A 12,465-nucleotide genomic window follows, 5' to 3' on the forward strand; every position below is an offset into this window, starting at 1 on the left:
TTATTAATGAAATGGAGTGTGAAGTAAACGTGGACCCTGTGCCCTCGTCTAGTTTAATTCTTTATGCAGTTTTAGTTATGTTGTCAGCCTTTTTCTCTTCTGCCGAGACCGCGCTCTCGAGTGTGAACCGCGTCCGGATGATTCGTATGAGTGAAGACGGGGACAAGGGCGCCAAGCGCGTCCTCCACCTCGTCGATCGTTTCGATGACACGCTCTCGACGATCCTTGTCGGGAACAACATCGTCAACATCGGTGCCGCGACGGTGTCGACGGCCATCGCCACGAGTATTTACTCGGGTGGGGCCGGACTCGTCATCTCGACGTTCGCGACGACGATTGTCATCTTGATTTTCGGTGAGATTTTACCGAAGTCGCTCGCGAAAGAGTTCGCGGAGAAGTATTCGCTTCTCATCAGCGGCATTTTGTTGTTCCTCGTCAAAGTCTTGAAACCGGTGACGATGATCTTTACCGGGTTGAAGAAGTTGGTGCTCCGCATGATTGGGATGAACGACAAAGAGCCGTCGGTGACGGAAGAAGAGTTGAAAGTGCTCGTCGATATGGGAGAAGAAGAAGGGGTGCTCGGCGAGACCGAAGCGGAACTCGTGCATAGCGCCTTCGCCTTCAACGACATTACCGTCGACGATGTGTTGACGCCGCGGATCGATATCCTCGCCGTCGACATTGACGATACGCTTGAAGAGATCAAAGACACGATCTTTAGCGGTGGACATTCTCGTCTGCCGGTGTATAAAGACTCGATTGACAACGTCATCGGGGTGTTGTCAGAGCGTGATTTCCTTCGTTCGATGATGCGTGATGAAGTGACGGACGTCCGTTCGCTCATTCGTCCGCTCACGTACGTATCGCCGCAGACAAAATTGATTGAGCTGCTTCCTGTACTCCAGCAAAAACAATCGCACATGGCCGTCGTCCTCGACGAATTCGGCGGGACGGCCGGTCTGATCACACTCGAAGATATGCTCGAGGAGCTCGTCGGAGACATTTGGGACGAGCACGACGAATCGATCGTCTATTTGAGACGACTCCGTGACGGCGTCTACGAGTGTATGGCCGACATGGATGTCGATGAGTTCGCTGATGAGATGGGAATTAAAGAACCTGAAGTAGATGCCAACACGATGGGTGGTTGGATCGTCGAACTATTAGGAGACATTCCAGAGAAAGGTGCGCGTGTCACGTACGATGACATGACGTTCACCGTTCTCCACGTCGAAAAGCGTCGGATTCGCAAATTGCTCGTCGAGACGGGTCAATCCGAACCGGTCGAACAAGCGTAAACGAACTGAAGGAGGGGCCGCCAACTGGCGGTCCCTCCTTTTGTTTAGACGGTATGATGGCGCTCGACGCGTTCGAGCAGCTCGTATGGCCGAACTTTATAGATGGCGTGCGGCATATACGTCGGGTCGATCGCATCAACGAGACGCATTTGGAAGTGCTCCCGTTTGATGTAGTCGCCGACGTTCGACGCATCGACCTTGAAGAAGCCGACCTCTTGCGTCTCGCCTTCCTGCGGTTGCAGGTCGCCGGAGACGTAGCGGGCACGGAACGTGACGCAGAGCACGCGCGAGGAGACGTTTTGATAAATACCGGTGATGCCTTCGACTTCAATATCGACACCGGTCTCTTCTTTCACTTCACGATGCACGGCGTCGACAATCGATTCATGCTCCTCGACTTGTCCGCCCGGCATCTCATACGTGTCGCTCCGGTGCGTGTTTTGAACGAGCAACACTTCACCGGCCTCGTTCGTGACGTAGGCGGTCACGGAGACAATCGTGCGCGGTGGCGTATAGTGACCGGTCGGCATCATGAACTCCTCATTCGATTTGATATATAAATCTTTGCCGAGACGGGCTCGCTTCTTCATCGCCTCGCGGCGCAAGCCGCTCGAACGGTAATCGCGTTCGACTTGTTCGTAGTGCTCGCGGTCACGGTATTCCCACAGGGCCATGACCTCTCTCTTGTCTTCGGTCACCCAACGACCGACAAGACGGGCGCCGTGCGATACCTGAATCGGATACAGGTATGTATGGAAAAACTCGGTGAATTCATCTAAGCGTTCAGGACGGATGGTGTACGTTTTTCGACGATGGAACATGGTAATTCCTCCTTTGAAGGTGGTATCTCTATTCCGAGAAAAAAACGCTTTCCTCATGACTCTATATTCGTCATCACGATCCGTTTTCCCTCTATATCAAAAAAAGTCAGCTCGAGCGCATCTGCTCAGGCTGACTTTTTGAATAGGCGCGGATTCGCGCGGACGTAGCGGACGAGAAAGAACAGTCCGATGCCGATGCCGACGTACGGCAAGAACCCGTGTGTGACTTCACCGATGTGACGCCAATTGTCGCCGAGCATCATCCCGAGTTTGACGAAGATGAACGACCAAACGGCGAAGATGAGGACGGTCACCGTCAAAAACTTCCGGAACGATAACCGCATGACCCCGGCGCTGACGGCGAACAGTTGGCGCCAAATGACGCTCAGACAGACGATCCAAGCGCCGTACGTCTCGAACCAGACTTCGGCCCGGCGTTGCTTCGCCTCACTGATGTGGAACGACCGATAGAGGCGAAGGGCGACAGGGCGTCCTCCGTAGCGGCCAATCCCATATAAGACGATTTGACTGATGACGAACGCCGTCCATGCGAGCAGGAAGACGAACAGGAACGAGGTGTCGAGAGATCCGGTCAGGTAGCCGCCGTAGGCGAGCACGAGCTCGTTTGGGATCAGTTGGATGAAGATGCCGAGCGGGACGCTAAAAACGCCGCACCCGAGCAACAGTTGCTCGAGAAAGTGCCACATGACCGTTTCCCCCTTTCCAAATTTTGTACAGGATGCATTCCATCCATCAGTATAACGAACATGAGTCGAAAGCAAAAGAAAAGATGTCACGTATTTGTGACATCTTAGTCGAGCTCGGAGACGAGGACGCCGAGTCGTTCAAGTTCTGAGACGGCGGCATCGATGGCGTCTTCACTATCGGCCTCGAGCGTATGAATGTGGAGACCACCCGTCAAATGCGACAACGGGGCGGCCTGGTTCGCCTCGACCCGTTCGAGGAAAGCCCGGACGTCGCGACGGCTCTTCACCATCAACTGGCCCGTCAATGAACCGTAGACCGGATGGTCGATGATGACGTCGCGAATCGTGACGCCCTCGTCGACGATGGCGTTCATCTCCGCTTCCATGTCCTCGGCCTCGTGGCGACAGACGATTTTACGGGTATAGGCGGACGGTGACGCCTCACCTGGTAGATAGACGTACCCGCGGGCGGTCGCGACGATCTGATGGCCCTTCGCCTTCAAGAGCGACAAGTCTTGGACGACGACTTGTCGGCTGACGGCGACGCGGCGGGCGAGCTCGGAGCCGGTGATCGGCTCGGAACTCTGTTCAATCATTTCCAGTAACGTGCGCCGGCGTTCTTCACCGGCTAAGCGCTTGTTCATATGATCCTACTCTCCTTGCTAAAGTGACAATGGCTTCGGCGAGTGCCGTCGTGGCCTCGATGGTCGTGGCTTCGCCGAAAGAAATGCGGACGAGTCCGTGGCAGGTGCTCGTCTCATAGCCGAGCGACTCGAGCATCCGGTTCGGTCCGTTCTGGCCGGCCCGACAGGCCGACCCTGCCGACACTTGGAACCCGAGCCCATCGAGTTCGGTCATCCACCACTGCCCGTCCCGCTGTTTCGAGACGAACGAGAAGATGGCGGGGCTCTGCTGGTCGAACTCGAGCCAATCCACGTAAGACGATGTCTTCTCTTTCAAGATAGCACGAAACGCCAAGAAATTTCTTTCATGACGTGTCCGTGCCTCGTGCCGGTCGGTGAACGCTTTGACGAATGCACAGATGCCGGGCACGTTGATGGTGCCGGGACGGATGCCGTATTGATGGTGTCCCGGATAATAGGGCGGTGGCAACAGCCGTTCCATATAGAGGCCACCGACGCCTTTCGGGCCCCCGACTTTATGGGCGCTGAACGAATAGGCGTCAATCCCGTCGACGGAGACCGGGATCTTGCCGAGCGCCTGGACGCCGTCGACGTGGAACAACACTTTCTTATATTTCAATTGGCAGAGGATGTTGTGGAGCGGTAGCGTCCAGCCGGTGTCCGAGTTGACGTGTTGAAACGTGACGAGCCCGATGTCACGGTCGAGCAAATGCGTGAACGTCTCGTGGTCGAACCGTCCGTCCTTCAGCTTCAAGCGGTGAACGATCACGCCTTCTGCTTCCCACTCGTCAAGCAGAAGCGCGACCGAGTCGTGCTCTTGCCACGACGTGATGACTTCACTGCCTTTCATGCGCTTCCGGAGACTCGTGAGGGCGATGTAGTTGCTCTCGGAGCCGCTTCCGGTGAAGAGGAGCTTGCCGCGGAGCATGTCGAGCCCGAGCGCCTGCTTCAACAACCGTCGGGATTCGGTCAAGTAATCTTCCGCCATATAGCCGTGCGTGTGGAGGGAAGACGGGTTACCGTATACGCTTCGTGCCATGGCCACGTAATGGTCGAGAGCGGATTTTGTCATCGGGTGCGTCGCCGCATAATCAAAGTAACGGTTCATCGTAAGTTCCCCTTTTCTCATGTTGTCTTCTTCACAAAATTATGCGAAACTAGTTTACAAGTCAACATTACATATGAAAAACAGGTGATATACAGATGTCTTTACAGTTTGAACGGGTCGATGTGTTGATCGTTGGGGCTGGCTTGGCCGCCGTGACGGTGGCACTCCATTTGCCTCATTCATTGAACGTCCTTGTCGTCTCTAAGCATGAAGTGACAAGCGCGAACTCAGATCTGGCCCAAGGCGGGATTGCGAGCTCGTATTTGGAGCCGTCGAGTGTCGACCATGAGCGGGATACGCTCGTCGCCTCGAAACTCGCAGCCGTGCCCGACCGTGTCTATACACTCGTCGAAGAAGGACGGAGCGCGATCCGCGATTTGGAGCGCTTCGGTGTCGTCTTCGACCGGGAGGGTGCTGAGTACGCCGTCGGACGTGAAGGGGCGCATGGCATGAATCGAATCTTTCACGTCGGCGGGGACGAGACCGGACGGCACGTCATGGCGACGCTTCGTCGTCAATTGCCGGATAACGTGACCGTCATGGAACACGTATTGATCGATTCGTTGGTGAAGACCGACGACCGCGTGACCGGGGCGACCGGATTCAACGGAAAGACACGTCTTCACGTCCAGGCCGGAGCCGTCGTTTTGGCGACCGGGGGAATCGGTGGACTCATCGATTGGACGTCGAATTGTCGCTCGGTCACGGGGGACGGGCTCGTCTTGGCGGACGAGGTCGGGGCGAGACTCAAGAACTTGTCTCGTATCCAATTCCACCCGACGTTACTCGCGGTCGATTCGCCCCACCTCGTCACGGAAGCGTTAAGAGGAGCAGGCGCGACGCTCGTCGATGCGTCAGGACGTCACGTGATGGCTCACCATCCACTCGGAAGCCTCGCCCCTAGGGACGAGGTCGCTCGGTCACTCACGCGTCATGACGGCACCGTCTACTTGGATACGAGTCGCGTCGAGCGAATTGATGAACGGTTCCCGAAACTCGTCGAGACGTGCCGGATGTATGGGCTCGACGCGACGCGGATCCCAGTGCGGCCCGGACTACATTTTCATATGGGTGGTGTGGACGTCGACGTAGACGGGCGGACGACCGTCGCTGGGTTATATGCGGTTGGTGAGGTCGCCGATTCGGGCGTCCACGGGAAAAATCGACTGGCGTCAAATTCGTTACTCGAATGCTGGGTGTTCGGGAAGCGGGTGGCGGCAGCGGTGATGGTGGAGGAGAAGCCGTTCACGGTGAACGAAACGACCGTGTATGAGGTTTCGGATGATCTGTTCAGCCGCTATCGGCAACAGATTGGGGAATGGTTGACAATCTCGCCTCAGATTGGCGAAATCGTAAGTTTCTTAGAAAATACCCAACAACTGGCACAGACGAAACACGTGTCAAGACAATTAAGTGAACAGACGTTGAGTCTGAAAGCGGCACGCCTGTTGGCCAGTGCCGTCATAAGAACGGAGGATTCAGATGAACAAAATCGCCTTGCGCGAACAGCTGACAGCATTTTTACATGAGGACATCGGATTTGGGGACGCCTCGAGTGCCTTGATTGACCACCGCGAGACGTCGCTCGCCACGGTCAGCGCCAAGGCAGACGGCGTCTTCTGCGGCATGGACGTCGTCCTAGAGCTGGCGCAGTTGCAACGTCTCGTCGTCGAATCGTGCCAACCGGACGGCACGAACGTCACGGCAGGTGACACGCTCTTTATTTTGCGAGGCAAGACGCGGACGCTCCTTGAGACGGAACGGGTGCTGTTGAACCTCGTCCAGCACTTAAGCGGGATCGCGACGATGACGCGGCGCTGCGTCGAACGGCTCGACGACCCGACAATCGCCGTCACGGACACCCGAAAGACGACGCCCGGGCTCCGTATGCTTGAGAAACATGCCGTCCGTTCGGGTGGTGGGAAGAACCATCGGCTCCGTCTCGACGATGCCATCATGATCAAAGACAACCACATCACGGCCCTTGGCGGGATCACGAACGCGGTCGCACGAGCTCGGATGCTTGCCGGCCACACGACGCCGATTGAAGTCGAGGTCGAGACGCTCGAACAATTGCATGAGGCGATCGCGGCGAACGCCGACATCATCATGTTCGACAACCGGGCGCCTGAAGAACTGAAGGCGTGGCGTGCGCTCGTGCCAGAGCATTTTAAAACGGAGGCGTCAGGAGGCATCACTGTCGAGACGATCGCAGCGTATCGCGGTACGGGTGTCGACGTCATCTCGATCGGACAGTTGACGCATTCGGTGACGGCGCTCGATTGCAGTCTAAATCTTGTAGGAGGAATCAAACATGCAATTACTCGGAACGATGCCAGCGCAGTACGCTGAGTTGACGATTGAACAGATGGAACAACGGATTGAAGCCATCAAATCCAGGCTCGGCAGCCGCCTGTTTTTACCGGCCCACCATTATCAAAAAGACGAGGTCGTCCAGTTCGCGGACGCGACCGGAGATTCGCTCCAGCTCGCACGGCTCGCCGAACAGATGAGCGAGGCGGAGTTCATCGTCTTCTGTGGCGTCCACTTCATGGCCGAGACGGCCGACATGCTGACGCGTGACGACCAGCTCGTCATCTTGCCGGACATGCGGGCCGGATGCTCGATGGCGGACATGGCCGATATCGATCAGACGGAGGTCGCTTGGGAAGAGCTGACCGATACGTTCGGCGATGATATCATTCCGATCACGTACGTCAATTCGACGGCGGCGATCAAGGCGTTCGTCGGCAAGAACGGGGGCGCGACGGTCACATCTTCCAATGCCCATGACATCGTCCATTGGGCACTCGAGGCAGGCGAACGGATTCTGTTCTTACCGGACCAGCATCTCGGACGGAACACGGCATATGACTTGGGCGTGCCGCTCGAGGCGATGGCCGTCTGGGACCCACTCCGGGAACGACTCGTCTATGAGGGTGACATCGAGGACGTGCGGGTCATTCTGTGGAAAGGGCACTGCTCGGTCCATGAGAAGTTCAACGTCGCCCAAATTGAGGCGTTACGGAAGAACGACCCGGAACGACGCATCATCGTCCATCCCGAGTGCACGTTCGACGTCGTGCAGGCGGCGGACGAGGCCGGATCCACGTCATACATCATCGACCAGATCGAAGCGAGCGCGCCGGGGACGAAGTGGGCCGTCGGCACCGAGATGAACTTGGTCAACCGTCTCGCGGCGACGCACCCCGAGCTCGATATCATCTCGCTCAATCCGTACATGTGTCCGTGCTTGACGATGAACCGCATCGATTTGCCGCATCTGCTCTGGGCGCTCGAGTCGCTCGAGACCAATCCGGTCAACGTCATCCGTGTCGATCTAGAGACGACGAAGTGGGCGACACTCGCCCTCGAGCGGATGCTCGCGCACTGAGGACAGGCAATCGCCTGTCCTTTTTTCGTGGCGGTGGTTATGGTACAATGAATGCAGTTTTCCCATGAAGAGGAGATATGACCGTGATTGAATTCGTAAAAGGCTCCGTCGCCTATGTGTGCGCGGAATATATAACGTTGGATGTTTCGGGCGTCGGCTACAAAGTACATGTGCCTAACCCGTTTTTTTATCGTGAACAAGACGAACATGTAATCGTGTTTACGCATCATTATGTGCGTGAAGATCAACAGACGCTGTACGGTTTCCGCTCACGTCGGGAACGCGAACTGTTCAATAAACTGCTCGGCGTCAACGGCATCGGACCGAAAGGCGCACTCGCCATCGTCGCCTCAGGCGATATGGACGCGCTTATCGACGCGATCGAGACCGAGAACGAGAAGTATTTGACGAAGTTCCCGGGTGTCGGCAAGAAGACGGCGAAGCAGATGGCGCTCGATTTGAAAGGCAAGCTGTCCGAGCTCGCCCCGGATTACGTACCGAATACCGGCCTGTTCGCTCAAGGGGCCTCCGAACTCGACGAGGCGTGCGAAGCGCTCGTCGCACTCGGGTATTCAGAGCGTGAGATCACCCGTGTCCGCAAGGAACTGAATTCAGAAATATTGACGACAGACGCTTACATAAAGCGCGCCCTGCAATTGCTATTGAAATAAGGAGGAGACCATGGACGAACGATTGTTGTCACAATCCCATCAACAATATGAAGACTCTGAAGAGTGGAGCTTGCGTCCGCAAAAGTTCGAGCAGTACATCGGACAGGAGAAGGCGAAAGGCAACTTGTCGATCTTTATCCAAGCCGCGAAGCTCCGCAGCGAGACACTCGACCACGTCCTCCTTTACGGTCCTCCGGGACTCGGAAAGACGACGCTTGCCCAAATCATCGCCAACGAGATGGGCGTCGGCATCAAGACGACGGCCGGCCCGGCGATTGAACGCCCAGGTGACCTCGCCGCAATCCTGTCGACGCTCGAACCGGGCGACGTCCTGTTCATCGACGAGATTCATCGCTTGAGCCGCACGATTGAAGAGATTCTCTATCCGGCGATGGAGGATTACTGTCTCGACATCGTCTACGGACAAGGCGAGATGGCGCGAAGCGTCCGCATCGATTTACCGCCGTTCACGCTCGTCGGCGCGACGACGCGGGCCGGCATGTTGTCGGCGCCGCTCCGTGACCGTTTCGGTGTGACGTTGAAGCTCGAATACTACGAGCCGCATGAGCTCGCCGCCATCGTCAGTCGGACGGCCCAACTGTTCCGCCTGTCGATCTCACCAGAGGCGAGCGGTGCCATCGCGAAACGTGCACGCGGTACGCCGCGGATCGCCAACCGGCTGTTACGCCGGGTTCGTGATTTCGCCCAAGTGGCGGGAACGAAAGAAATCGATCCGGTGCTCGCCTCGGACGCGCTCGACCGGTTACACGTCGACGCCCTCGGGCTCGACGAAGTCGACCATCGGCTGTTACGGGCGATGGTCGAGCGGTTCGGCGGTGGACCGGTCGGACTCGAGACGCTCGCCGCGACGATTGGGGAGGATGCCCAAACGATCGAGGACGTGTATGAGCCGTACTTGTTGCAACAAGGTTTTCTGCAACGGACCCCGCGTGGCCGGATGATCACCCAGTACGCAAAGACGCATTTTGGCTATGAAGAGGAGTAACGATATGCAAGACATTCAATTGAACGTAAACGACTATGATTTTGACTTACCGGAAGAACTGATCGCCCAAGTACCGCTTCTTGACCGGACGAGCTCACGACTGCTCGTCCTTGACCGCGACACGGGCGATATCGAGCACCGTCATTTCCGTGACGTGCTCGACTACTTGCAGGCAGGCGACGCTCTCGTCGTCAACGACTCGCGCGTGCTCCCGGCCCGATTGTTCGGGGCGAAGCAGGAGACGGGCGGGAAAGTCGAACTGCTCTTACTCAAACAGACGGAAGATGATGTCTGGGAAGCGCTCGTCAAACCGGCGAAAAAAGTCCGAGTCGGCGCCATCGTCGAGTTCGGCAACGGGTTGCTCCGGGCCGAATGTGTCGAAGAGCTGCCGGAAGGGGGACGCCGCTTCAAGCTCGATTACGACGGCATCTTCTATGAGATTTTAGATGAGCTCGGCACGATGCCGCTCCCGCCATACATCCGTGAACAGCTCGACGACCAAGACCGTTATCAGACGGTGTATGCCCGTGAACGCGGGAGTGCGGCCGCACCGACGGCAGGCCTCCACTTCACGGAAGAACTGCTCGCAGCGGCAGAGGCGAAAGGCGTCAAGCTGATCCCGCTCACGCTCCACGTCGGTCTCGGTACGTTCCGCCCCGTCACGGCCGATACGATCGAAGAGCACACGATGCACAGTGAGTATTTCGAACTGTCGGCCGCTTCGGCTGAAGCGCTTCGCGACGTCCGTGCAAGCGGCGGCCGCGTCTTCGCCGTCGGGACGACGTCGACCCGGACGCTCGAGACGATCGTGCGCGACCATGGGAATTTCGTCGAGTCATCGGGCTGGACGGATATCTTTATTTACCCGGGCGTCGAGTTGAAGGCGATCGATGGACTGATCACGAACTTCCATCTGCCGAAGTCAACGCTCGTCATGCTCGTCTCGGCGTTCGCGTCGCGCGACATCATCTTGAACGCGTACCGCACGGCGGTACAAGAACGTTACCGCTTCTTCAGCTTTGGGGACGCGATGCTCATCACGAGGAAGGAAGAGAACAAATGACCAAACACGCAGTCACATACGAACATATCCACACATGTAAACAGACGGGAGCGCGGCACGGAATCGTCCATACGCCGCACGGCTCGTTCGAGACACCTGTCTTCATGCCGGTCGGCACGCAGGCGACCGTCAAGACGATGGCCCCGGAACAAGTCAAGGCGATGGGTGCGAACATCATCCTCTCGAACACGTATCACCTTTGGATTCGTCCAGGGCATGAGGTCGTCAAACAAGCCGGTGGCCTTCATAAATTCATGAACTGGGACGGCGCGATTTTGACGGACTCGGGCGGCTTCCAAGTCTTCTCGCTCGCCGACCTTCGCAACATCCAAGAAGAAGGCGTCCATTTCCGCAACCACTTGAACGGCGACAAGTTGTTCTTGTCACCGGAGAAGGCGATGGAGATTCAAAACGCGCTCGGTTCGGATATCATGATGGCGTTCGACGAGTGCCCGCCATTCCCGGCGACGCATGAATACATGAAGAAATCGGTCGAGCGGACGAGCCGTTGGGCAGAGCGTTGCCTCGCGGCACACGAACGTCCGGAAGACCAGGCATTGTTCGGTATCATCCAAGGCGGCGAGTACGAAGATCTCCGTCGTCAAAGTGCGGCCGACCTCGTCTCGCTTGATTTCCCAGGTTATGCCGTCGGTGGATTATCGGTCGGTGAACCGAAAGACGTCATGTACCGCGCCCTCGAGTTCACGACACCGTTCATGCCGGAGAACAAGCCGCGCTACTTGATGGGCGTCGGTTCACCGGATGCATTGATTGAAGGCTCGATTCGCGGCATCGACATGTTCGACTGCGTCTTGCCGACCCGGATCGCCCGCAACGGGACGCTCATGACATCGAAAGGCCGCGTCACGATCAAACATGCGAAACATAAGACGGACTTCGGCCCAATCGACGAGAAGTGCGATTGCTATACATGTAAGAACTATTCGCGCGCGTACGTGCACCACTTGATTCGCGCCGACGAGATGTTCGGGCTTCACCTCTGTTCGACACACAACCTTCACTTCCTCGTGAACTTGATGAGTCAAGTACGTCAAGCCATCCGCGAAGACCGTCTCTTGGACTTCAAGGAAGAGTTTTTCGAAGAATATGGGTATAACAAACCAAACGCCAAGAATTTCTAAATTGTTCTGACAGCGATTATGTGACAACGTTTCAGTTTCACGGTATAATGAACCTGATATTGAAGGAAAGGGTGAATTTTACGCATGGAAATTCTCAAAGCACTATTACCGATGATTCTTATTTTCGTCGTGTTCTACTTCTTGTTGATCCGTCCGCAGACGAAACGTCAGAAGGAAGTACAATCGATGCAAAACGCGCTTGAGCGTGGGGATCACGTCGTAACAATCGGCGGCCTTCACGGCGTCGTCCACCAAATCGAAGACACGCAAGTCACATTGAAATGTGACCAGTCACTCCTCAAGTTCAATCGCAGTGCGATTGCTGAAGTGACGAAAAAAGGCAACTCGTCATTCGCAGAGTAACCAAACAACGAGGCTGGGACATAACTCAGTAGATTTATAACAAAGAGGCCCCCGGGAGCGACTTGTTCGCTCCCGGGGGCCTCTTGTCATTTTTATGGGCTCGTGCACACATTTTGGACTAAACAGATAGGGGCGACCTCTGATAAAGTTAAAGTGACGAAACCATAACTTTGGAGGTGCCCCCATGTACAAAGAGTATACCATGAACCAATTGGTTTTGCCCCTAGATTTAGAAGTCCGTCTCCAGG

Annotated in this window: 13 protein-coding genes; 9 read left to right on the forward strand and 4 right to left on the reverse strand. The window is 56.3% G+C overall.

What is annotated here, in order from left to right; all coding sequences use genetic code 11:
• The first annotated feature begins 11 nt into the window (after positions 1-11).
• Positions 12-1,298 carry a hemolysin family protein gene (locus KNP02_RS08095; protein ID WP_034776869.1) on the forward strand — a complete coding sequence of 429 codons (1,287 nt, stop codon included), beginning with the start codon at positions 12-14 and terminating at the stop codon, positions 1,296-1,298.
• 44 nt (positions 1,299-1,342) lie between these two features.
• Here KNP02_RS08095 and KNP02_RS08100 read toward each other — a convergent pair whose 3' ends face one another.
• From KNP02_RS08100 to KNP02_RS08115, 4 genes are all read right to left on the reverse strand, one after another.
• Complete coding sequence (locus KNP02_RS08100; RefSeq protein ID WP_214708147.1) at positions 1,343-2,119, reverse strand: NUDIX domain-containing protein; 777 nt, start codon at positions 2,117-2,119, stop codon at positions 1,343-1,345.
• A 125-nt stretch (positions 2,120-2,244) separates the two neighbouring features.
• Positions 2,245-2,826 carry a DedA family protein gene (locus tag KNP02_RS08105; protein ID WP_214708149.1) on the reverse strand — a complete coding sequence of 194 codons (582 nt, stop codon included), beginning with the start codon at positions 2,824-2,826 and terminating at the stop codon, positions 2,245-2,247.
• A 104-nt stretch (positions 2,827-2,930) separates the two neighbouring features.
• Positions 2,931-3,470 (reverse strand): transcription repressor NadR, encoded by a 540-nt coding sequence (locus KNP02_RS08110; RefSeq protein ID WP_034776872.1) that lies wholly within the window; start codon positions 3,468-3,470, stop codon positions 2,931-2,933.
• A complete protein-coding gene (locus KNP02_RS08115; RefSeq protein ID WP_251129178.1) occupies positions 3,448-4,578 on the reverse strand; it encodes a cysteine desulfurase family protein in 1,131 nt (376 codons plus the stop codon). Before KNP02_RS08115 ends, KNP02_RS08110 begins: the two co-directional genes overlap by 23 nt.
• Before the next feature lie 95 nt (positions 4,579-4,673).
• Here KNP02_RS08115 and KNP02_RS08120 point away from each other — a divergent pair, with 95 nt between their 5' ends.
• The 8 genes from KNP02_RS08120 (at position 4,674) to yajC (ending at position 12,217) form a co-directional block, all read left to right on the forward strand.
• Positions 4,674-6,107, forward strand: a complete 1,434-nt coding sequence (locus tag KNP02_RS08120; RefSeq protein ID WP_214708153.1) for an L-aspartate oxidase — start codon at positions 4,674-4,676, stop codon at positions 6,105-6,107.
• Positions 6,061-6,930: a carboxylating nicotinate-nucleotide diphosphorylase gene (gene nadC / locus KNP02_RS08125; protein ID WP_214708155.1), complete on the forward strand. Its 870-nt coding sequence runs from the start codon at positions 6,061-6,063 to the stop codon at positions 6,928-6,930. The genes KNP02_RS08120 and nadC overlap by 47 nt, the downstream gene beginning before the upstream one ends.
• Complete coding sequence (gene nadA / locus KNP02_RS08130) at positions 6,893-7,972, forward strand: quinolinate synthase NadA (protein ID WP_214708157.1); 1,080 nt, start codon at positions 6,893-6,895, stop codon at positions 7,970-7,972. Before nadC ends, nadA begins: the two co-directional genes overlap by 38 nt.
• An 83-nt stretch (positions 7,973-8,055) precedes the next feature.
• On the forward strand, positions 8,056-8,643 hold the full coding sequence (ruvA, locus tag KNP02_RS08135; RefSeq protein WP_034776877.1) for a Holliday junction branch migration protein RuvA: 588 nt from the start codon (positions 8,056-8,058) through the stop codon (positions 8,641-8,643).
• Between the two features lie 10 nt (positions 8,644-8,653).
• Positions 8,654-9,649 (forward strand): Holliday junction branch migration DNA helicase RuvB, encoded by a 996-nt coding sequence (gene ruvB / locus KNP02_RS08140; RefSeq protein WP_034776878.1) that lies wholly within the window; start codon positions 8,654-8,656, stop codon positions 9,647-9,649.
• Positions 9,650-9,668: 19 nt separating this feature from the next.
• Positions 9,669-10,712, forward strand: a complete 1,044-nt coding sequence (gene queA / locus KNP02_RS08145; protein WP_214708173.1) for a tRNA preQ1(34) S-adenosylmethionine ribosyltransferase-isomerase QueA — start codon at positions 9,669-9,671, stop codon at positions 10,710-10,712.
• Positions 10,709-11,854 (forward strand): tRNA guanosine(34) transglycosylase Tgt, encoded by a 1,146-nt coding sequence (gene tgt, locus KNP02_RS08150; RefSeq protein ID WP_021066897.1) that lies wholly within the window; start codon positions 10,709-10,711, stop codon positions 11,852-11,854. The genes queA and tgt overlap by 4 nt, the downstream gene beginning before the upstream one ends.
• Positions 11,855-11,938: 84 nt before the next feature.
• Positions 11,939-12,217 carry a preprotein translocase subunit YajC gene (gene yajC, locus KNP02_RS08155; protein ID WP_214708159.1) on the forward strand — a complete coding sequence of 93 codons (279 nt, stop codon included), beginning with the start codon at positions 11,939-11,941 and terminating at the stop codon, positions 12,215-12,217.
• Positions 12,218-12,465 lie beyond the last annotated feature (248 nt).

This window comes from Exiguobacterium sp. s40, assembly GCF_018617905.1.
In the GTDB taxonomy this organism is placed as follows: Bacteria; Bacillota; Bacilli; order Exiguobacteriales; family Exiguobacteriaceae; genus Exiguobacterium; species Exiguobacterium mexicanum_A.

Bases quoted from the DNA above. Each gene is read 5' to 3' on its own strand.
- KNP02_RS08095 (WP_034776869.1), top strand. From the start codon at position 12: ATGGAGTGTGAAGTAAACGTGGACCCTGTGCCCTCGTCTAGTTTAATT.
- KNP02_RS08100 (WP_214708147.1), bottom strand. From the start codon at position 2,119: ATGTTCCATCGTCGAAAAACGTACACCATCCGTCCTGAACGCTTAGAT.
- KNP02_RS08105 (WP_214708149.1), bottom strand. From the start codon at position 2,826: ATGTGGCACTTTCTCGAGCAACTGTTGCTCGGGTGCGGCGTTTTTAGC.
- KNP02_RS08110 (WP_034776872.1), bottom strand. From the start codon at position 3,470: ATGAACAAGCGCTTAGCCGGTGAAGAACGCCGGCGCACGTTACTGGAA.
- KNP02_RS08115 (WP_251129178.1), bottom strand. From the start codon at position 4,578: ATGAACCGTTACTTTGATTATGCGGCGACGCACCCGATGACAAAATCC.
- KNP02_RS08120 (WP_214708153.1), top strand. From the start codon at position 4,674: ATGTCTTTACAGTTTGAACGGGTCGATGTGTTGATCGTTGGGGCTGGC.
- nadC (WP_214708155.1), top strand. From the start codon at position 6,061: ATGAACAAAATCGCCTTGCGCGAACAGCTGACAGCATTTTTACATGAG.
- nadA (WP_214708157.1), top strand. From the start codon at position 6,893: ATGCAATTACTCGGAACGATGCCAGCGCAGTACGCTGAGTTGACGATT.
- ruvB (WP_034776878.1), top strand. From the start codon at position 8,654: ATGGACGAACGATTGTTGTCACAATCCCATCAACAATATGAAGACTCT.
- tgt (WP_021066897.1), top strand. From the start codon at position 10,709: ATGACCAAACACGCAGTCACATACGAACATATCCACACATGTAAACAG.
- yajC (WP_214708159.1), top strand. From the start codon at position 11,939: ATGGAAATTCTCAAAGCACTATTACCGATGATTCTTATTTTCGTCGTG.